The following is a 19,863-nucleotide window of genomic DNA, read 5'->3' as shown; positions in this document are numbered from 1 at the left end:
GCTCAGCGGTAGCGGTTGATCTCGTCGCGCAGCAGGCGCGCGGCCCCGGCCGCCGCCTCCGCGTAATCCTCGCCGGTGGAGGCGTAGAGGATGCCGCGCGAGGAGTTGATCACCAGCCCGGTGCCATCCACGGTCGCGCCATTGCGCACCACCGCCTCGACGTCGCCGCCCTGGGCGCCCACGCCCGGGATCAGCAGCGGCATGTCGCCGACGATCCCTCGGATCACCTTGAGTTCTTCGGGGAAGGTGGCGCCGACCACCAGGGCGCAGTTGCCGTCCACGTTCCATCCGGTCGCGATCGCGCGCGCCACGTGCTGGTACAGCGGCAGGCCGCCGACGTCGAGCTCCTGGAAGTCGCGCGCGCCGGGGTTGGAGGTGTGGCACAGGAAGATGCAGCCGCGGTCGTTGCGCTGCAGGAAGGGCGCGGCGGAATCGCGGCCCATGTACGGATTGAGCGTGACCGCGTCGGCGCCGAAGCGGTCGAAGGCCTCGATGGCGTACTGCGCGGCGGTGCTGCCGATGTCGCCGCGCTTGGCGTCGAGGATCACCGGGATGTCCGGATGCGCGGCGTTGAGGTGGGCGATGAGCCGCTGCAGCGCGGCCTCGCCGCCGTTGTGGGCGGCGAAGTAGGCGATCTGCGGCTTGAACGCGCAGGCGTAGCGGGCGGTGGCGTCGGCGATGTCGCGGCAGAACGCGAACAGCGCCTCGGCCGTGTCCGCGTAGCCGTTGCCGACGAAGCGGTCGGGGAACCGCGCCGGATCGGGGTCCAGGCCCACGCACAGCAGGCTGTCGGCGTCGCGCCAGCGGGCGCGGAGCTTGTCGATGAAGGTCATGCGCTCTCCCCGGTATCGAGTTGGAGGCCACGCCCGGACCGGGCCGCGCGCCCGCGCCGGTCCGCGGCGCGGGCGGCCGTGGCCGTTACTTCAGCGCCTTGAAGCGCAGGCGCTTCGGGCCCGCGTCGTCCCCGAGGCGGCGCTTCTTGTCTTCCTCGTACTCGCGGTAGTTGCCCTGGAAGAACTCCACGTGCGAGTCGCCCTCGAAGGCCAGGATGTGGGTGGCGATGCGGTCCAGGAACCAGCGGTCGTGGGAGATCACGAAGGCGTTGCCCGGGAACTCCAGCAGCGCGTCTTCCAGCGCGCGCAGGGTCTCGATGTCCAGGTCGTTGGACGGTTCGTCGAGCAGCAGCACGTTGCCGCCCTGGAGCAGGGTCTTGGCCATGTGCAGGCGGCCGCGTTCGCCGCCCGACAGCGAGCCCACGCGCTTCTGCTGGTCCTGGCCCTTGAAGTTGAAGCGGCCGATGTAGGCGCGCGACTGGATCTCGATGCCGTTGATGTTGAGGATGTCCAGGCCGCCCGAGACCTCCTCGAACACGGTCTTGTCGCCGTCCAGCGCGTCGCGGCTCTGGTCTACGTAGGCCAGCTTCACGGTCGGCCCGATGATGATCTCGCCCGAGTCGGGCTTCTCCTGGCCGGTGATCATCTTGAACAGGGTCGACTTGCCGGCGCCGTTGGGGCCGATGATGCCGACGATCGCGCCCGGCGGCACGATGAAGCTCAGGTCGTCGATCAGCAGCCGGTCGCCGAACTTCTTGCTGACGTTGCGGAACTCGATGACGTTGTTGCCCAGGCGCTCGCCCGGCGGGATGAAGATCTCGTTGGTCTCGTTGCGCTTCTGGTACTCGACCGACTGCAGTTCTTCCAGGCGGGCCAGGCGCGCCTTGCCCTTGGAGCGGCCGCCCTTGGCGTTCTGCCGGGCCCACTCCAGCTCCTTGGCGATCGCCTTCTGGCGCGCCTTCTCCTGGTTCTCCTCCTGCTTGAGCCGCTCTTCCTTCTGCTGCAGCCACTCGGTGTAGTTGCCCTTCCACGGGATGCCGCGACCGCGGTCGAGCTCGAGGATCCACTCGGCGGCGTTGTCGAGGAAGTAGCGGTCGTGGGTCACCGCGACCACGGTGCCCGGGTAGCGCTGCAGGAACTGCTCCAGCCACTCCACCGACTCGGCATCGAGGTGGTTGGTCGGCTCGTCGAGCAGCAGCATGTCCGGCTTCTGCAGCAGCAGGCGGCACAGCGCCACCCGGCGCTTCTCGCCGCCGGAGAGGTTGCCGATCTTCGCGTCCCACGGCGGCAGGCGCAGCGCGTCGGCCGCGACCTCCAGCTGGTTCTCCAGGGTGTGGGCGTCGCCGGCGGCGAGGATCGCCTCCAGCCGCTCCTGTTCCTTGGCCAGGGCGTCGAAGTCGGCGCCTTCCTCGGCGTAGGCGGCGTAGACCTCGTCCAGGCGCTTCTGCGCCTGCAGGATCTCGCCGACGCCTTCCTCGACCGCCTCGCGCACGGTCTGCGCGGGATCCAGCTGCGGTTCCTGGGGCAGGTAGCCGACCTTGATGCCCGGCTGGGGGCGGGCCTCGCCCTCGAAGTCGGTATCCACGCCGGCCATGATCCGCAGCACCGTGGACTTGCCGGCGCCGTTGAGGCCCAGCAGGCCGATCTTGGCCCCGGGAAAGAAGCTCAGCGAGATGTCCTTGATGATCTGCCGCTTGGGCGGGACCACCTTGGACACACGGTTCATGGTGTAGATGTACTGCGACGACATGGACGGACTCCGGGGAATAGCGCGCGGCCGCAACCCCGCGCGGCGGGCCGCGCGGACCGGCAGGGATGGCTCGGGATGGGTCGATTATAGCCGGTCGTGCCGGCCGGCCCGAGGCTGAGCCGCGGCTAAACGCGGGCCGGGGCACGGAACCGTGCAACCGATTGCAGGGAGTATCGATTCAGCCGCGCCGGCCGATAGTCTCCATCACGCCGTCCGGGGTGGGATGGCGCGGACCTGGAGAGCGAACCATGAACCTGAAAGTCACCTGGGCGACCGTCCTTGCCGTGGCGCTGGCCACGCTCGCCTCGCCGGCATTCGCCGACGCCCGTCGCGGCCACGGCCACCACGACCGCCGCGAGTACCGCCACGACTACCGCCGCGAGGTCCGCCACGACCGCCGCGACCATCGCTACGACCGCCACCACCGTGCCCCGGTGCGCGTCGTCCACCACCACCACCATGCGCCGCCGCGCCACGCCGGCCCGCCCCGCTGGGCCCGCGGCGGCTACGTCCACCACTACCACCACCCGGTGTACGTGGTCCACGACTACCACGGCTACGGGCTGCGCCATCCGCCGCACGGCCACCACTGGGTGCGCGACGACTATGGCCGCTACCTGCTGGTCGCCGTCGCCACCGGCCTGATCGTGGACATGATCCTGCGCTGAGGCCTGCACCCGGCGGGGAAAGTTTCCCCTGCATCCGACCCCCGGAAGGCGCGCCCGCAGGCGCGCCTTCCGTCGTTCCGGGCCCGGTCGCGGGCCGCGGGCAGGGCGGGACGGTACAATTGCGTGCCTGCCCCTGCCCCGGAGAGCCGATGTTCCCGCGCGATGCCCGCATCGAAACCTTCGATCCCGAACTGGCCAAGGCCATCGCCGACGAGGCCCGCCGCCAGGAGGACCACGTCGAGCTGATCGCCAGCGAGAACTACGCCAGCCCCCGGGTGATGGAAGCCCAGGGCAGCCAGCTGACCAACAAGTACGCCGAGGGCTACCCCGGCAAGCGCTACTACGGCGGCTGCGAGTACGTGGACGTGGCCGAGCAGCTGGCGATCGACCGGGTCAGGCAGCTGTTCGGCGCCGACTACGCCAACGTCCAGCCGCACTCGGGCTCGCAGGCCAACCAGGCGGTGTACTTCGCCCTGCTGCAGCCGGGCGACACGATCCTCGGCATGTCGCTGGCCCACGGCGGCCACCTGACCCACGGCGCCAGGGTCAACGCCTCGGGCAAGCTGTTCAACGCGGTCCAGTACGGCGTCGACGACGACGGGCTGATCGACTACGACGAGGTCGAGAAGCTGGCGCTCGAGCACAGGCCGAAGATGGTGGTCGCCGGTTTCAGCGCCTATTCGCGCCGGATCGACTGGGCGCGCTTCCGCGCCATCGCCGACAAGGTCGGCGCGATCCTGTTCGTGGACATGGCCCACGTCGCCGGCCTGGTCGCCGCGGACGCGTACCCGAACCCGCTGCCGCACGCGCACGTGGTCACCTCGACCACCCACAAGACCCTGCGCGGCCCGCGCGGCGGCATCATCCTGGCCGCGAAGCAGGGCGCGGGCGACCGCTTCGACGACATCGCCAAGAAGCTGCAGAGCGTGGTCTTCCCGGGCATCCAGGGCGGCCCGCTGATGCACGTGATCGCGGCCAAGGCCGTGGCCTTCAAGGAGGCGCTGGAGCCGGAGTTCAAGGCCTACCAGGAGCAGGTGGTGAAGAATGCGCAGGCGATGGCGAAGGTCATCATCGAGCGCGGCTACCGGATCGTGTCCGGCGGCACCGACAACCACCTGATGCTGGTGGACCTGATCGGCAAGCCGATCACCGGCAAGGCGGCCGAGGAAGCGCTGGGCAAGGCCCACATCACGGTCAACAAGAACGCCGTGCCCAACGACCCGCAGAAGCCGTTCGTCACCTCCGGCCTGCGCATCGGCACGCCCGCCGTCACCACCCGCGGCTACCGCGAGGCGGACTGCGGGCAGCTCGCACACTGGATCTGCGACGTGCTCGACGCGCCGGAGGACGAGGCCGTCCTCGCCCGGGTGCGCGAGGCGGTCACGGCGCAGTGCCGGACGTTCCCCGTCTATGGGTGAGGCGCGGCGTCATGCGACGGCCGGCCGGCGGTGCCCCCGCCGGACCGGCGCACCGTTGCCGCCGCCGGCCGGACGCCGCTAGCCTCCACCCGCCGAGGAACGCCGCCCGATGCACTGTCCCTTCTGCCAGCACCAGGACACCAAGGTCATCGACTCGCGCGCGTCCGAGGACGGCGCGACGATCCGGCGCCGGCGCGAATGCGAGGCCTGCGGCGAGCGTTTCAGCACGCTGGAGACGATCGAGCTCAAGCTGCCGGTGATCATCAAGGGCGACGGGCGGCGCGAGCCGTTCGACGCCCGCAAGCTGCGCATCAGCATGGACCGCGCGCTGCACAAGCGCCCGGTCTCCGAAGAGCAGATCGAGGCCGCGGTGCGCGCGGTGGTGCACCAGCTGCGCATGACCACCGAGCGCGAGGTGCCCTCGCGCCGGGTCGGCGAGTTCGTGATCGCCGAGCTGCGCAAGCTCGATCACGTCGGCTTCGTGCGCTTCGCTTCGGTGTACCGCTCGTTCGAGGACATCACCGATTTCCGCGAGGAGCTCGACCGGCTCGAACGCGAGCTGCCGGCGGTTCCGGCCGAAGGCCAGCTGCCGCTGCTGGGCGGCGACGTGGTGCCGTTCGACAAGGCCTCCGGCAAGGGCAAGAAGCGCTGATGCGCGGGGCCTTGCGGGCGTGAGCGCCTTCTCCGCCACCGACCACGCGATGATGGCCCGGGCCCTGCGCCTGGCCGGGCTGGGCGCCTACACCACCCGGCCCAACCCGATGGTCGGCTGCGTGCTGGCGCACGGCCACGAGGTGGTGGGCGAGGGCTGGCATCGCCGCCAGGGCGAACCGCACGCCGAGGTGCTGGCGCTGCAGGCGGCCGGCGAGCGCGCCCGCCACGCCACCGCCTACGTCACCCTCGAACCCTGCGCCCACACCGGCCGCACCGGGCCCTGCGCCGACGCGCTGGTGGCGGCGGGCGTGGCGCGCGTGGTCGCGGCGATGCGCGATCCGTTCCCGCAGGTCGACGGCAGCGGTTTCGACCGCCTGCGCGCGGCCGGGATCGCGGTCGAGGTCGGGCTGATGGAGGCGCAGGCGCGCGCGCTCAACGTCGGCTTCGTCTCGCGCATGGAGCGCGGCCGGCCGTGGGTGCGGGTGAAGCTGGCCTGCAGCCTCGACGGCCGCACCGCGATGGCCAGCGGCGATTCGAAATGGATCAGCGGCGAGGCGGCCCGGGCGGACGTGATGCACTGGCGCGCCCGCGCCGGCGCGATCCTCACCGGCGCCGGCACCGTGCTGGCCGACGACCCCTCGCTGACCGTGCGCTTCGACACGCCGCGCGAGTTCGTGCCGCCGCTGCGCGTGGTGCTCGATCCGGGCCTGGCCACCGTCGCCCGCGGCAAGGTGCGCGAGGGCGATGCGCCGACCCTGTACCTGCACGCGCCCGACGCCAAGCCGCCGCGCGAGCTCACCGCCGACCGCGCCGCGGTGCCGGTGCGCGCCGGCGTGTTCGACCTGCCGGCAGTGCTGGCCCTGCTGGCCGGGCGCGGAATCAACGAGGTCCACGTCGAGGCCGGCGCGACCCTGGCCGGGGCGCTGCTCAAGGCCGGACTGGTGGACGAGCTGCTGCTGTACGTGGCGCCGGTGGTGCTGGGCGACACCGCGCGGCCGCTGTTCGGTGGCCTGGGCTTCACCGAGATGGCGCAGCGGCTGACCCTCGACATCGTCGAGACCCTGCGCATCGGCGACGACCTGCGGCTGCGGCTGCGGCCGCGGGCAGGGGCCACGGCCTGACGGCGGCGATGCCGGGTCCGGGGTTCAAGGACCACTTTTCCGCGGTCGCCGCGGCCTACGCCGGCGCGCGGCCGGGTTACCCGGACGCGCTGTTCGACTGGATCGCCGCCGTCGCGCCGTCGCGCGGGCTGGCGTGGGAAGCCGGCTGCGGCAGCGGCCAGGCCACGCGCAGCCTCGCCGCGCGCTTCGAGCGCGTGCACGCGACCGACGCCAGCGCGGAACAGCTCGCCCATGCCCGCGGGCCGGCCAACGCGCGCTTCGCGGTCGAACCGGCCGAACGGTGCAGCCTCGGCGCTGCCAGCGCCGACGTCGCCTGCGTCGGCCAGGCCCTGCACTGGTTCGACCTGCCGCGCTATTTCGACGAGTGCGCGCGCGTGCTGCGGCCGGGCGGGGTGCTGGTGGCCTGGACCTACGATGGCCTGGCGGTACCGCCGGAGCTGCGCGAGGCGGTGGGCGCCTTCAGCGACGCGATCCGCCCGTACTGGCCACAGGAGCGGGCGCTGGTCGGCGCGGCCCACGCCGGCTTCGACTGGCCGTTCGCGCCGGTCGACACGCCGGCGTTCACGCTCGAGGCGGACTGGCCGCTGGCGCGGATGCTGGCGTACTTCTCGAGCTATTCGGCCACGCGCCGGCATCGCGAGGCCACCGGGGCCGATCCGGTCGCCGCGCATGCCGACGCCATCGCCCGCGCCTGGGGCGATCCGGAGGCGACCCGCCGCCTGCGCTGGCCGCTGTACGTGTTCGCGCGGAGGAAGCCTTGATCCGCTGGGGCATCCTCGGCTGCGGCGAGGTCACCGAGGTGAAGAGCGGGCCGGCGCTGCAGCGCGCGCCGGGCTCGGCGCTGGTCGCGGTGATGCGCCGCGACGCCGCCAGGGCCGAGGACTACGCGCGCCGTCATGGGGTGCCGCGCTGGTACGCCGATGCCGATGCGCTGGTCGCCGACCCGGAGGTGGACGCGGTGTACGTCGCGACGCCGCCATCGAGCCACGCGCCGCTGGCGATCCGCGCGCTGCGCGCAGGCAAGCCGGTGTACGTCGAGAAGCCGATGGCGCTGGACGCCGGCGAGGGCGCGGCCATGCTCGCGGCCAGTCGTGAAACGGGACGGCCGCTGTTCGTCGCCTACTACCGTCGCGCGCTGCCGCGTTTCCTGAAGGTCCGCGAGCTGCTGGCGTCGGGCGCGATCGGCGCGCCGCGGCGGGTCCGGGTGCAGCTGCACCGGACCCTCGATCCGCGCTACGCCGACCCGGCCGCGCTGCCGTGGCGGGTGCGGCCGGAAGTGTCCGGCGGCGGCCTGTTCGTCGACCTCGGCAGCCACACCCTGGACCTGCTCGATTTCCTGCTCGGCCCGGTGGTCGGGGCCTGCGGCGAGGCGCGCTCGGCGTCGGGTGCCTATCCGGCCGAGGACACCGTCGAGGCCCGCTTCGGCTTCCCCGGCGGGGTCGAGGGCACGGGCGACTGGTGCTTCTGCAGCGATGCCCGCCGCGACCTGGTCGAGATCGAGGGCAGCCGCGGCCGGCTGTCGTTCGCCACCTTCGACGAGGCGCCGGTGGTGCTCGAGGCTGGCGGCCGCCGGCAGAGCTGGAGCATCCCCCACCCGCCGCACATCCAGCAGCCGCTGGTCGAGACCGTGGTCGCCGCGCTGCAGGGCCGCGGCGACTGCCCGTCCACCGGCGAGACGGCGGCGCGCACCACGGCGGTGATCGACGCGATCCTGGCCCGCTTCCGCAACGCTGCGTCCGGCGCCTCGACGCGGGCCGCGGGGCCGCTGGGCTAGAATGGCGCCACGGCCGCCCGCGTGGCGGCCACCAACGATGGAAACGTCTTCGGGGCGGGGTGGAAGTCCCCACCGGCGGTAGGCGTGGCGCGACCCGGCGGATCGCGCGCGCGAGCCCGCGAGCGCCCGGCCGGCATTCCCGGCCGGGGTCAGCAGATCCGGTCCAATGCCGGAGCCGACGGTCACAGTCCGGATGAAAGAAGACGCGTCGCGCGGCCCCGTGGGCCGTGCGTTCGCTCGCTCCCGCGGGCGTTTCCCGCATTGCGGGAAACGGTCATGTTCACAGGTCTCATCGAGGGTGTCGGCACGCTGGTCTCGCGCGAGGCGCGGGGCGGCGACGCGCGGCTGCGGATCGCGGCCGGCAGCCTGCCGTTCGACGGCGTGGCGCTGGGCGAGAGCATCTCGGTCAACGGCGTGTGCCTCACCGTGGTCGCGTTCGACGACGCGCATTTCGAGGCCGACGCCTCCAACGAAACCCTGTCCCTGACCACGCTCGGCGCGCTGGCGCCGGGGCGCGCGCTCAACCTCGAGCGCGCGATGCGGCCCAGCGACCGGCTCGGCGGGCACCTGGTCAGCGGCCACGTCGACGGGGTGGGGCGGGTGGCCTCGGTCGCCGACGACGGCCGCGCCCAGCGCTGGCGCTTCACCGCGCCGGCGGCGCTGATGCGGTACATCGCGCGCAAGGGTTCGATCTGCGTCGATGGCGTCAGCCTCACCGTCAACGCGGTCGACGCCGACGGCTTCGAAGTGGCGCTCGTGCCGCACACCGTCGCCCACACCGCGTTCTCCGGCACCGCCCCCGGCGATCCGGTGAACCTGGAAGTGGACCTGCTGGCACGCTACGTCGAACGCCTGCTCGAGGCCGGCACGCCGGCGGGAGGGCGCTGAGATGGCCTTCGCACCCGTGCCCGAACTGCTCGAGGAGATCCGCCAGGGGCGGATGGTGGTGATCGTCGACGACGAGGACCGCGAGAACGAGGGCGACCTGATCATGGCCGCCGAACTGGTGCGCCCGTCCGACATCAACTTCATGGTCACCCATGCGCGCGGGCTGGTGTGCCTGTCGCTCACCCGCGAACGCTGCGCGCAGCTCGGCCTGCCGCCGATGGTGCAGTCCAATACCTCGCGCCACCGCACCAACTTCACCGTGAGCATCGAGGCGGCCGAGGGCGTGACCACCGGCATCTCGGCCCACGACCGCGCGCACACCATCCGTACCGCGGTGCGCCCGGACGCGCGCCCCGAGGACCTCTCGCAGCCCGGCCACATCTTTCCGCTGATGTCCGAACCGGGCGGCGTGCTCGCGCGCGCCGGCCACACCGAGGCCGCGTCCGACCTGGCGCGGCTGGCGGGCCTGGCGCCGGCCGGCGTGCTGGTCGAGATCCTCAATCCCGACGGCAGCATGGCGCGGCGCCCGGAACTGGAAGTATTCGCCCGCGAGCACGGCCTGAAGATCGGCTCGATCGAGGACCTGATCCGCCACCGGCTCGAGACCGAGCACACGGTCGAGCGCCTGGACGAACGCGGCATCGAGACCGCGCATGGCCCGTTCCGCCTGGTCAGCTACCGCGACCGGCTGGCCGACCTGCTGCACCTCGCCCTGGTGCGGGGCACGCCCGATCCGGCGGTTCCGGCGCTGGTGCGGGTGCAGCCGATGAACCCGCTCGCCGACGCGCTGCACTGGCGGCGGGCCGACTTCGGACCGGCCAGCGGCGAGGTGCTCGCGCGCCTGGCCGCCGAGGACGCGGGCGCGCTGGTGCTGCTGGACGAGCCGCGCGACCCGCAGGCCCTGCTCGAGCGCATCCGCGCGCCGCAGTCCGCGCCGCCGGCCGCCGGCCGCGGCGGCCGCACCGGCGAGTGGCGCCGCAATGGCGCCGGCTCGCAGATCCTCCACGACCTGGGGTTCGGGCGCCTGCGCGTGCTCGGCACCCCCCGCCGCCAGGTGGGCCTGGCCGGCTTCGGCCTGGAGATCGTCGGCTACGAGGAGCCGTGAGGCCGCGTCCGCGGCCCGGCGCGGGGGCCGCGCGCGGTAGAATCGCGCTCCCGCCCACCGGACCCGCCCCGGCATGAGCCATTACGAAGGCGACCTGCGCGTCATCGAAGGCGCCCGCTTCGCGATCATCGCCAGCCGCTGGAACCCGCGCATCTCCGATGCGCTGGTGGCGGGCGCGCGCAAGGCCTTCGCCGACCATGGCGTGGCCGCGGACGCGGTGGACGTGGTGCGCGTGCCGGGCGCCTGGGAGATCCCGCTGGCCGCGCGCCGGCTGGCCGGGCGCGGCGCGCATCGCGCGATCGTCGCCCTGGGCTGCGTCGTGCGCGGCGACACCCGGCACTTCGAGCAGGTGGCCGACGGCTGCAGCGACGGCCTGATGCGGGTCGCGCTCGACCACGGCGTGCCGGTGGCCAACGGCGTGCTGGCGGTGGATTCCTACGAGGATGCCGAGAAGCGCGCCGGCGGCAGCCACGGCAACAAGGGCGAGGAATGCGCGCTGGTGGCGATCGAGATGGCGCACCTGATGGAGACCCTGCCATGAACCGTGGACGGCGTCGCGACGGCGTGGATCCGGTGGCGCGCACGCGTTCGCGCCGCCGCGCACTGCAGGCGGTGTACGCGATGCAGCTCTCGGGCGTTGACGCGAAGAACGCGATCGCCCAGTTCGCGCACGAGCAGGCCCACGAAGTCGCCGACCTCGAGTACTTCGAGGACCTGGTGCGCGGCGTCGGCACCCACCGCGCCGAGCTCGACGCGGCGCTGCAGCCCTTCCTCGACCGCCCGGTGGAGGAGGTGGACCCGATCGAGCGCGCGATGCTGCGCATCGCCGCCTACGAGCTGCGGCACCGGATCGACGTCCCGTTCCGGGTGGTGATCGACGAGGCGCTGCGCACGGTCAAGCGCTTCGGCTCCGAGCACGGCCACACCTACGTCAACGGCGTGCTCGACCGCGCCGCCGCGGAGTGGCGCGCGACCGAGGTCCAGGCCGCGCGCGGCTGACCGGCGCGTCGCGGGGCCGCGGCCGATGGCGATAGAATTCGACCTGATCGCCCGCATCCGGGCCCGCGCCGGGACGCGCGGGGACGTGGTCCTGGGCATCGGCGACGACGCCGCGCTGCTGCAGCCGCCGGAAGGCATGCAGCTGGTGGTGACGATGGACGCGCTCAACGCCGGCGTGCACTTCCCGCATGGCACGGCGCCGGCCGACATCGGCTGGAAGGCGCTCGCCGTGAACCTGTCCGACCTCGCCGCGATGGGCGCGCGCCCGGCGTGGTGCACGCTCTCGCTGTCGCTGCCCGAGGGCGACGCGCGCCTGGTCGACGCGTTGCTCGACGGATTCCTCGCCCTGGCCGCCGAGCACCACGTGGCGCTGGTCGGCGGCGACACCACGCGCGGGCCGCTGTCGCTGTGCGTGGCCGCGCACGGGTTCGTCGAACCGGGCCGTGCGCTGCGCCGCGACGGGGCACGCGTCGGCGACGACGTCTGGGTGACCGGCACGCCGGGCGACGCGGCCGGTGCGCTGGCCGCGCTGCAGGCCGGCGCCGCGGTCGAGCGCGCGCTGCGCGCGCGGCTCGACCGGCCGCAGCCGCGGGTGGCCGCGGGACGCGCGCTGTCGGGGCTGGCCACCGCCTGCATCGACGTCTCCGATGGCCTGCTCGCCGACCTCGGCCACGTCTGCACCGCCTCCGGCGCGGGCGCGGTGGTCGAACTCGCGGCTTTGCCGGCGTCGCCGGCGCTGGCGCGTTTCCGGCCGGAGATGCGCTGGCCGTGGCAGGCCTGCGGCGGCGACGACTACGAACTGTGCTTCACCGCGCCGCCGGAGCATCGCGAGGCGATCGCGCAGGCGCTCGCCGGCGCGGGCGTGCCCGCGGCGCGTATCGGCCGGATCGAGGACGGACGGGGCGTGCGCGCGCTGCGGCCGGACGGCAGCGCGTGGACGCCCGCGGTGCCGGGCTACCGCCACTTCCAGGACCCCGCGTCCCCCCTGTAGGAGCGGCTTCAGCCGCGACCGGGAATCGACACGCGCGCAGGTCGCGGCTGAAGCCGCTCCTAGAGGGAGGCTTTCGGCTGCGCTTCCCGCGATCAGGCGCCGCCGCGAAGCGTCGCGATGGCATCGGCCATGCGCGACAGCGCCTCGTCCAGCACCGGTCGCGGCATGGCGAAATTCAGGCGCACGCAGCCCGCGCCCGCCTCGCCGCACTCGCGGCCGTCGGTGAGGGCCACGCGCGCGTGGCGGCGGAAGAAGCCCGCGGCCGTGGTGGCTTCCGGGAGCGGCAGGGCGCGGCAGTCGATCCACGCAAGATAGGTGCCCTCGGGCGCGATGAAGCCTGCGTCCGGCAGGTGCGCCGCCATCCAGTGCGCCAGGCGCCGGCGGTTGCCGTCGAGGTAGGCGACCACCTCGTCCAGCCACGGTCCGCCATCGCGCCAGGCGGCGGTCGCCGCGATCATCCCCAGTCCCGCCACGCCGTGGCCGGCCAGCAGCGCGATCCGCCGCCATCGCGCCAGGTCGTCGTCGTTGCACAGGATCATCTGCGCGCACTTGAGGCCCGCGAGGTTCCAGCCCTTGGAGGCCGACACCGCCACGACCGCGTGCCGCGCGGCGGCCTCGGACACGCTCGCATAGGGGACATGGTGCGCCCCGGGATACACGAGCGGCGCATGGATCTCGTCCGAGAACACGCGCGCACCGCGACGTTCCACGATCCCGGCCAGCGCGCGCAGCTCGCCAACCTCGAACACGCGCCCGAGGGGATTCTGCGGATTGCACAGCAGCACCAGGCCTGCGCCGCCGGCAAGCGCGGCGTCGATGCCGTCCAGGTCCATGCACCAGCGCCCGCCGCGCGGCACGTGCGGCACCTCCACCACGCGGTGGCCGTGCAGCTGCAGCAGCGGACCGAACGGCATGTAGGCAGGCGTCGGCAGCACGACGGCGGTGCCCGGGGGGAGGAAGTGGGCCAGCATGATCTCCAGCGCACCGAGCACGTCGCCGACCGCGTGGATCCGCGCCGGATCCACTTCCCAGCCGTGGCGCGCGGACTGCCACGCGGCGCAGGCCTGGGCCAGGTCGCGCGACAACGCGGGCGTGGGATAGCCGGTGCGTCCGCGCGCCACCGCCTCCTGCAGCGCCTGCGCCACCGGCGGCGCCAGGCCGAAGTCCATCTCGGCGACGAAGGCGCCGATGCAGTCGGGGAACGCGCTCCACTTCAGCCCGCCCGCGGCGCGCAGGGAAGCTTCGTCGATGTGGTCGAATCCGGTGCTCATGCGGTCGGGTCAGTCGTCGGCACGGAAGGCGTCGCGCAGCCAGCGCAGGGTGGGGGCCTCGGGATCGCCGCTGGCGTCGACCACGTCGAAGCGGCACGGCGCGTCGCGGAGCCGGCGCTCGCGGGCCAGGAACTGGCGTGCCGCCAGCACCAGGCGCCGGCGCTTGCGGGCATCGATCGAGGCGGCGCCGTCGCCGAACCGCGCGCTGCGCCGGTAGCGCACCTCGACGAACACCACGGTGTCGCCGTCGAGCATCACCAGGTCGAGCTCGCCGAAGCGCGCGGTCGCGTTCGCCGCCAGCGGCCGCAGTCCCTCGCGGCACAGATACGCGCAGGCGGCGGCTTCGACCCCGGCGCCGCGCTCGCGCATCCTCAGCGGGCGGTGTCCGCGACCGGCGTCACCAGGCCGCCGCTGAAGGTGGCCCAGGCGGGCGTGCGCAGGACGCGGCCGTCGCCGGTCATCGACAGGCGCCCGGTCGCGCCCTCGATCGTGGCGTCGGGGCGCGCCGCCAGCTGCGGCAGGCGGGTGCTGAGCAGCCAGGCATCGTGGCCGAAGGCGAACAGCCGCGCGGCCGGGCCGCGGGTGGCGGGCAGCTGTTCGGCCAGCGTGGCGGCCGAGGGCAGGCCGGGGTGGCCGCTGGCGGTCCAGGGCTCGGTCACGAACACGACCCCGTCGAGGGCGCGGTCGTCGTCCGCATTGCCCGTGCCCGAGGCCAGCTGCGAGGTGGCCACGCGCAGGCGGTTGCCGAGGCCGGCGGCGAACAGTTGCGGCACCACCAGGCGCGCCTCGCTGCCGCGCAGCGCGACCAGCACCGCGTCCACGCCGCCCTCGCTGGTCGCTGCCGTGCGCAACGCGGGCGACTGGTCGCCCGGGTCCTCGCCGGTGATGGCCAGGGTGGACACGATCGTGCCGCCCGCGGCCTCGAACGCCTCGCGGAACGTGGCCACCGCGCGCACCGCGTGGTCGTCGCCATTGCTCAGCACCAGCACCCGGCGCGCATTGTGCGCGAGCAGGCGCGTGGCGATGGCGGCGCCTTCGTCCTCCGGCGCGAGCGAGAAGTCGGCGGCGTTCTCCGGCGGCGCCTGGTGGCCGCGGTTGAGCGCCAGCAGCGGCACCGGCTGCGGGGCGCTGAACAGTGCCGACACCTCGTCGCGGCCGAGCGGGCCGAGGATCTGGTCCGCGCCTTCGGCGACCGCGCGGTCGCGCGCGGCCACCGCACCCGAGATCGTGCCGCCAGTGTCGTAGAACACGAGTTCGGGCCTGTCGCGACGCTCGCCGTAGTAGGCGGCGAGCAGGCCGTCGCGCACGGGGCCGGCGGCGGTGGCGAGCGGGCCGGTCATCGGCAGCAGCACCGCGAGCCGGCGCGGCGGCCGGTAACCGTCGCCGTCGCCGGGGCCGGCACGGTCCGCGCCGAACGCCCAGTGCGAGCTGACCGGCTCGGGCGCGGTCGTCGCCACCTGGGGGCCCACCTGCACCGAGGCGCAGCCCGCCAGCATGGCCGCCAGGGCCGCGCCCAACATCGCTTTCGACTTCTGCCGCATCTGCGGGCCCCACGGGTGGACAATGTCCCGATTCTACCGTCAGACCGTGGAGGGGCGATGCCGACCGATCCAGCCGCAACCGTCGCCGGCGTGCTGCACGTGGTGGCGACGCCGATCGGCAACCTGGGCGACCTGTCGCCGCGTGCCGGGCAGGTGCTGGGCTCGGTGGACGCCATCTGCGCCGAGGACACCCGCCACACCCGCCAGCTGCTGTCGCAGCTGGGCGTGTCCACGCCGCTGCTGGCCCTGCACGAGCACAACGAGGAGGCGATGGCGCCGCGCCTGGTGGCGCGGCTGCAGGCGGGCGAATCGCTGGCCCTGGTCAGCGACGCGGGCACGCCGCTGGTGAGCGACCCGGGCTTCCGCCTGGTGCGGGCGGCGCGCGAGGCCGGGATCCGGGTCAGCCCGGTCCCGGGGCCCTGCGCCATGGTCGCCGCGCTGAGCGTGGCCGGGCTGCCGAGCGACCGCTTCGTGTTCGAGGGCTTCCTGCCGGCGAAGGCGGGCGCGCGCCGCGAGCGCCTTGCGGTGCTGGCCGGCGAAGCGCGCACGCTGGTGTTCTACGAATCCTCGCACCGCATCGAGGAAATGCTGGCCGACGCCGCGGCCGCGTTCGGCGAAGACCGCCGCGCCGTGCTCGCGCGCGAGCTCACCAAGATGTTCGAGACCGTGCTCGACGGCACCCTCGCGCGGCTGCACGCGCGGGTCCGCGACGATGCCGACCAGCGCAAGGGCGAGTTCGTGGTGGTGGTCGAGGGCGCCGGGGAGGACGGCGCCGCGCGGCTGGCCGAGGGCCGGCGCGTGTACGCGCTGCTCTCGACCGAACTCAAGCCCTCGGTCGCGGCGAAGCTCGCCGCCGAAATCACCGGCGCGCCGCGCAAGGCGCTCTACGGCGGCTGAGGCGCCCGGCGCGCGGCCGGCGCGTCAACGCTGGCCCATGGCCGTATTGCGGGCGCGACCGGGATCGAAGATGCGGTTGTCGGCCTCGGCCTGCAGGTAGCGCCGCAGCACTTCCTGCTGGCAGCCGAACTGCTCCGCCAGCTCGGGCGGGATCTGGCCGTGGCTGCGCACGCCTTCGCGGGTGGTGAGGAAGAAGCGTTCCGGCGCCGTCCACGCGATCCCGAGCGGCATCGACCGCGGCTCGAACAGCGAGCGGCCCAGGAAGCTGTTCGGCGCCTGCGGGGCCTCGAGCAGCTGCAGCAGGGTCGGGGCGAGGTCCAGCGAGTTGCGGCCGTCGGCGTCGAGCGTCTCCGGCAGCCGGTGGAACGGGTCGCGGACCAGTAGCGGGATGCGGTCGACGAAGAACGGGCGGAAGTCGCTCCCGGCGACCTTGCGGTAGGCCGGCTCCGGATAGGTGGAATGGTCGGCGGTGACGACGAGGATCGTGTCGCGCGCGTACGGGCTGCGGTCGAACCAGTCCAGGAACTGCCCGAACGCCGCGTCGTAGTTGTGCAGCTTGTCCAGCACCGGATTGTCGTGCCCGGCGTAGCGCACCGGTCCCGGCGGGATCATGGCGTGGGTGCCGATGTTGTAGAGCATGATGAAGAACGGCTTGTCTTCGCCGCTTTGCAGGCGCCGTTCCAGCAGCGCCTGCAGGCCTTCGAACAGGCTCTGGTCCTCGATCGCGGCGGTGCGCCCGCGCAGCGGGAGTTCGCGCCCGAGCAGGTCCGAGCCGATGGTGTGGCGCGAGTAGACCTGGCCGAACCCGATCGAGCGCAGCATCAGGATGAACGGCTTGGTCTCCGGGTGCGGCGCGAGGAAGAACGTCTCCCAGCCGGCGGCCGAAAGCAGCGCAGGGACCGTCTGCCGGCGGGTGGTGGTGAGCGCGTTGGGATCGGGCACGCGCTCCCATCCGTTCTGTCCCGCGCCTCCCGAGGCCATGAGGCCCGAGGTCATCTGGCCGCCGACGCCGCGGTAGGTGGCCGCGGTGTGGTTGAAGTAGTTGTCCACGCGCATCGACTCGGCGGCGACGCGGTCGAAGTTCGGCGTGAGTCCGGGATACTCGCCGCCGTAGGCGCCGAGCATGCGTGCCGACACGCCCTCGGACATCAGCACGATCATGTTCGGCCGCCCCGGTGGCGCGTCGGGCGCGCGCGCCAGCCGCTCGCGGTAGATCTCGTTCTTCTGGAACGGGAACTCCTCGTGCTGCGCCGGCCAGGCGAAGCACGCCTCGACGTCCACCGCGACCGCCCCGGAAGACGCGTCGGGGGCGGCCTGCGATGCGTCGTACGCCGCGACCGCGAGCGCGGCCAGCGGCGTCTGCCGGAACCCGGGCTCGAGCGCGGGGGCCTTGCGCTGCAGCGTGGCGAGATAGGCCACGAGCAGCATCGCGATGCCGAGGCTGCCGGCATAGGCCCCGCGGCGCAGCCACTCGCCGTTGAGCGGACGTGGCGCCTGCGCGGGCCGCGGCAGCAGCGTCGACCAGCAGAACGCAAGCCACCACAGCAGCGCCAGCGCGACCGCGAGCATCAGCCGCTTCGAGAAGAGGAACTGCGCCGAGTCGCCGTTCTGCAGCGCCAGCGCGGTCAGGAAATTGCCGGAGATGTGCAGCGAGTACGCCTGGACCAGGTAGCCGGCGCAGGCGAGGCCGGCGATCGCCCAGCACAGCGCCAGCCACGCCGGACGTGCGCGTCCGCGTGCGGCCATGCGCATGCAGCCGGCCAGCAGCAGGCCGATGAACCAGAGTTCGACGATGTTGCCGGCCATCCGCACCAGGGTGCGGCCGGCGCCCTCGCCGTCAGGCAGGGCGAAGCCGAACAGGCCCAGCCAGTAGGCGGCGGCGAGTCCAGCGAGGAACAGGAGGCGGCCATGGAGCGCAGCAAGCGTGCGCAGCCCGCCTCGACGCAGGGGGGACGTCATCGGCAGTGGGGGAGAGCGGAGCCCGCACCGAGGATAGAACGCTGCGTCGTCATCAGCCTTTCACTACGCTGAACACCATCGATTGGCCCTTTTTCGCTGCGAGCGATTGGTACCGTCCCGCGTCGTGCGACAATCGCCGCGGCGGAGTCGGCCGGACAGCCGCGTCGTCGCTCCCTCGCGGAACGATGCCGAGGAAAGTCCGGGCTCCACAGGGCACGGTGCCAGGTAACGCCTGGGCGGCGCGAGCCGACGGAAAGTGCAACAGAAAGATACCGCCAGCGGCCCGGCCGTCTCCGGACGGCAGGGTGCGGGCAAGGGTGAAATGGTGCGGTAAGAGCGCACCGCGAGCCTGGCAACAGGCCGGCACGGCAAACCCCACCGGGAGCAAGACCAAATAGGGAGGCAGTGCCGTGGCCCGCGGCGTCTCCGGGTAGGTTGCTCGAGCGCACCGGTGACGGTGCGCCCAGATGAATGGCTGTCCACGACAGAACCCGGCTTACAGGCCGGCTCCGCCACCTTCTTCGATGGACGCGACCACTCCGACGCCTGGCCTGCAGTTGGGGTGCCCGGCGCTGGCACGACGGTGGACACTGCCAGCCGGATGGGCATGGATGACAATTCTCGCCATGCCGCTGGGCGTGGAACGCTGGTTCCCGCACCGCCGGGACGTGGTGGCAGCATCGCTGCGCGCGCCCGATGGGCCTTCCGATGCCGGGCAGTCTAGTGGAATGCAGTCGCGCCGTCGCCGGCGATGCGGCCGACGGCAGCGCGCATGCGCATCGTCAACCCAGGCCGCGCGCCGCGCACTCGGCTTCGACCCGCGCGTGGGTGCGCCAGAACGGACGCGGTTCGTCGCCGCGCAACACGTCGCCGAGGATGTCGAGGTGGGTGTGCCAGCCGCCGGCGACGGCAAGTGTCTGCGCGCCCTCGGCAAGGCGCTGGTGGGTGAGCGTCAGCAGCACGTCGTCGCCATCGGGTTCGAGTTCGATGGTGACTTCCGAGGCCGGTTCCGGCGCATCCGCTGCACTCCCCCAGGTGAAGGCGAGCAGGCGTGGCGGCTCGCAGCGCACGATGTCTCCCCGGACCGTGCCGGCATTGCCGGCCTCGCGGTACCTGTCCGGCGCCGGATCGTCGTCGCGCGCGAGCTCGGCATTGCGGAAACGCAGTTCGACGGCGCCGCCGGGGCGCAGGTCCATCGGGCCGCCGGCCAGCCAGCGGCGGCGCTTGTCCGGTTCGGTGAGGTAGGCCCAGACGCGTTCGACGGGGCCGGGCAGGCGGCGCCGGAATCGCAGGGTGCCGGATGCGACGAGGGTGCCGTGATCGCTCATGGCTCGGGTTCTCCTGGGTCGTTGGGGGGGAGGGTGGCGGGATCGTCGGGATCGCCGTCGCGGAGCAGGGATTCGAGGGCGTCCAGGCGCGCGCTCCAGAACCTGGCGTAGCGGCGCAGCCAGGCGTCGGCCTCGGCCAGCGGGCCGGGATCGAGGGCGCAGCGATGGGTGCGCCCCTGGACCGTGCGCCGGACCAGCCCGGCGCGCTCGAGGGTGCGGATGTGCTTGGACGCGGCGGCCAGCGACATGTCGAACGGCGCGGCCAGTTCGCCCACGCTGCGCTCGCCGCCGGCCAGGGCGGCCAGCATCGCGCGCCGGGTGGGGTCGGACAGGGCGTGGAACACGCCGTCGAGCCGGGAGGGATATTCAATCATGCGGTTGAATATCCGCCGCTGCGCCGCAAATGTCAACCGAGAGGTTTACAATGGCCGTTGCTGCGACGCAGCATGCAGCTGCGTTGCGCCCCTGGGGGCGGCCCGTGCAGGGGCTGCAAAGGGCCGATTCTCAAAATTTGAGACTTATCAGCATCTTGTGGATAAGCCTTGAGCAACTTCGTGAAGTGTCACGCAAGTTATTGACCCGATTAATGAAATTTCGACGGCAAAGCTGTTGACATCGTTACGGACGGGTCATAAGGTGGCGCTTCGTGGGGAAACCGGGTTTTTT

General features: G+C 72.9%; 20 protein-coding genes, 1 other RNA gene and 1 riboswitch. Of the genes, 13 read left to right on the top strand and 8 right to left on the bottom strand.

The features are described from left to right. Window positions 1-2: 2 nt before the first annotated feature. Entirely contained in the window at window positions 3-833 is an 831-nt protein-coding gene (gene pyrF, locus LUTJ29_RS0114865) for an orotidine-5'-phosphate decarboxylase (protein ID WP_027073197.1), read from the bottom strand. Window positions 834-918: 85 nt separating this feature from the next. Continuing rightward, window positions 919-2,583, bottom strand: coding sequence for an energy-dependent translational throttle protein EttA (ettA, locus tag LUTJ29_RS0114860; RefSeq protein WP_027073196.1), 1,665 nt, complete (start codon window positions 2,581-2,583; stop codon window positions 919-921). Window positions 2,584-2,831: 248 nt separating this feature from the next. Here ettA and LUTJ29_RS0114855 point away from each other — a divergent pair, with 248 nt between their 5' ends. The 11 genes from LUTJ29_RS0114855 (at window position 2,832) to thiL (ending at window position 12,201) form a co-directional block, all read left to right on the top strand. Beyond that, the gene (locus tag LUTJ29_RS0114855; protein WP_027073195.1) at window positions 2,832-3,251 is read left to right on the top strand and encodes an RcnB family protein; all 420 of its coding nucleotides are present in this window, start codon (window positions 2,832-2,834) and stop codon (window positions 3,249-3,251) included. A 149-nt stretch (window positions 3,252-3,400) separates the two neighbouring features. Further along, entirely contained in the window at window positions 3,401-4,669 is a 1,269-nt protein-coding gene (gene glyA / locus LUTJ29_RS0114850) for a serine hydroxymethyltransferase (RefSeq protein WP_027073194.1), read from the top strand. Window positions 4,670-4,778: 109 nt separating this feature from the next. Further along, window positions 4,779-5,321 (top strand): transcriptional regulator NrdR, encoded by a 543-nt coding sequence (nrdR, locus tag LUTJ29_RS0114845; protein ID WP_027073193.1) that lies wholly within the window; start codon window positions 4,779-4,781, stop codon window positions 5,319-5,321. Between the two features lie 49 nt (window positions 5,322-5,370). Next, complete coding sequence (ribD, locus tag LUTJ29_RS0114840; protein ID WP_051323073.1) at window positions 5,371-6,444, top strand: bifunctional diaminohydroxyphosphoribosylaminopyrimidine deaminase/5-amino-6-(5-phosphoribosylamino)uracil reductase RibD; 1,074 nt, start codon at window positions 5,371-5,373, stop codon at window positions 6,442-6,444. A gap of 8 nt (window positions 6,445-6,452) precedes the next feature. Beyond that, a complete protein-coding gene (locus tag LUTJ29_RS0114835; protein WP_027073191.1) occupies window positions 6,453-7,205 on the top strand; it encodes a class I SAM-dependent methyltransferase in 753 nt (250 codons plus the stop codon). Beyond that, entirely contained in the window at window positions 7,202-8,218 is a 1,017-nt protein-coding gene (locus tag LUTJ29_RS0114830) for a Gfo/Idh/MocA family oxidoreductase (RefSeq protein WP_027073190.1), read from the top strand. The genes LUTJ29_RS0114835 and LUTJ29_RS0114830 overlap by 4 nt, the downstream gene beginning before the upstream one ends. Window positions 8,219-8,259: 41 nt before the next feature. After that, a riboswitch (FMN riboswitch) is annotated at window positions 8,260-8,427 on the top strand. Between the two features lie 67 nt (window positions 8,428-8,494). Continuing rightward, on the top strand, window positions 8,495-9,106 hold the full coding sequence (locus LUTJ29_RS0114825; RefSeq protein WP_027073189.1) for a riboflavin synthase: 612 nt from the start codon (window positions 8,495-8,497) through the stop codon (window positions 9,104-9,106). A gap of 1 nt (window position 9,107) precedes the next feature. Beyond that, window positions 9,108-10,211, top strand: coding sequence for a 3,4-dihydroxy-2-butanone-4-phosphate synthase (ribB, locus tag LUTJ29_RS0114820; protein ID WP_027073188.1), 1,104 nt, complete (start codon window positions 9,108-9,110; stop codon window positions 10,209-10,211). A gap of 73 nt (window positions 10,212-10,284) precedes the next feature. After that, window positions 10,285-10,752, top strand: a complete 468-nt coding sequence (gene ribH, locus LUTJ29_RS0114815; RefSeq protein ID WP_027073187.1) for a 6,7-dimethyl-8-ribityllumazine synthase — start codon at window positions 10,285-10,287, stop codon at window positions 10,750-10,752. After that, on the top strand, window positions 10,749-11,210 hold the full coding sequence (gene nusB, locus LUTJ29_RS0114810; protein ID WP_027073186.1) for a transcription antitermination factor NusB: 462 nt from the start codon (window positions 10,749-10,751) through the stop codon (window positions 11,208-11,210). The genes ribH and nusB overlap by 4 nt, the downstream gene beginning before the upstream one ends. A 25-nt stretch (window positions 11,211-11,235) precedes the next feature. Beyond that, a complete protein-coding gene (gene thiL / locus LUTJ29_RS0114805) occupies window positions 11,236-12,201 on the top strand; it encodes a thiamine-phosphate kinase (RefSeq protein WP_043741712.1) in 966 nt (321 codons plus the stop codon). Between the two features lie 92 nt (window positions 12,202-12,293). On the opposite strand, the gene LUTJ29_RS0114800 is transcribed toward thiL, so the two are convergent. From LUTJ29_RS0114800 to LUTJ29_RS0114790, 3 genes are read right to left on the bottom strand one after another with little or no spacing between them, the layout of a single operon-like run. Continuing rightward, window positions 12,294-13,472, bottom strand: a complete 1,179-nt coding sequence (locus tag LUTJ29_RS0114800) for an aminotransferase class I/II-fold pyridoxal phosphate-dependent enzyme (RefSeq protein ID WP_027073184.1) — start codon at window positions 13,470-13,472, stop codon at window positions 12,294-12,296. A gap of 9 nt (window positions 13,473-13,481) precedes the next feature. Then, a complete protein-coding gene (locus LUTJ29_RS0114795; RefSeq protein ID WP_043741710.1) occupies window positions 13,482-13,841 on the bottom strand; it encodes a YraN family protein in 360 nt (119 codons plus the stop codon). 2 nt (window positions 13,842-13,843) lie between these two features. Then, complete coding sequence (locus tag LUTJ29_RS0114790; protein WP_232221229.1) at window positions 13,844-14,989, bottom strand: penicillin-binding protein activator; 1,146 nt, start codon at window positions 14,987-14,989, stop codon at window positions 13,844-13,846. Window positions 14,990-15,070: 81 nt separating this feature from the next. Here LUTJ29_RS0114790 and rsmI point away from each other — a divergent pair, with 81 nt between their 5' ends. Beyond that, on the top strand, window positions 15,071-15,910 hold the full coding sequence (gene rsmI / locus LUTJ29_RS0114785) for a 16S rRNA (cytidine(1402)-2'-O)-methyltransferase (protein WP_043741708.1): 840 nt from the start codon (window positions 15,071-15,073) through the stop codon (window positions 15,908-15,910). 24 nt (window positions 15,911-15,934) lie between these two features. Here the strand turns inward: rsmI and LUTJ29_RS0114780 are convergent, their stop codons facing one another. After that, the gene (locus LUTJ29_RS0114780) at window positions 15,935-17,869 is read right to left on the bottom strand and encodes an LTA synthase family protein (RefSeq protein WP_027073181.1); all 1,935 of its coding nucleotides are present in this window, start codon (window positions 17,867-17,869) and stop codon (window positions 15,935-15,937) included. A gap of 143 nt (window positions 17,870-18,012) precedes the next feature. Between LUTJ29_RS0114780 and rnpB the strand changes: the two genes are divergently transcribed. Next, window positions 18,013-18,384, top strand: an RNA gene (gene rnpB, locus LUTJ29_RS18235) — RNase P RNA component class A. Between the two features lie 267 nt (window positions 18,385-18,651). Here the strand turns inward: rnpB and LUTJ29_RS0114775 are convergent. Both LUTJ29_RS0114775 and LUTJ29_RS0114770 read right to left on the bottom strand, forming a co-directional pair. Continuing rightward, window positions 18,652-19,197, bottom strand: coding sequence for an SRPBCC family protein (locus tag LUTJ29_RS0114775; RefSeq protein ID WP_027073180.1), 546 nt, complete (start codon window positions 19,195-19,197; stop codon window positions 18,652-18,654). Then, complete coding sequence (locus tag LUTJ29_RS0114770) at window positions 19,194-19,571, bottom strand: metalloregulator ArsR/SmtB family transcription factor (protein ID WP_027073179.1); 378 nt, start codon at window positions 19,569-19,571, stop codon at window positions 19,194-19,196. Before LUTJ29_RS0114770 ends, LUTJ29_RS0114775 begins: the two co-directional genes overlap by 4 nt. Window positions 19,572-19,863: the final 292 nt, after the last annotated feature.

The sequence above is a fragment of the Luteimonas sp. J29 genome (assembly GCF_000472505.1).
Lineage (GTDB): Bacteria > Pseudomonadota > Gammaproteobacteria > Xanthomonadales > Xanthomonadaceae > Luteimonas.
The sequence above is the reverse complement of the archived record's forward strand: the minus strand, read 5'-3'. Positions and strand labels throughout refer to the sequence as shown.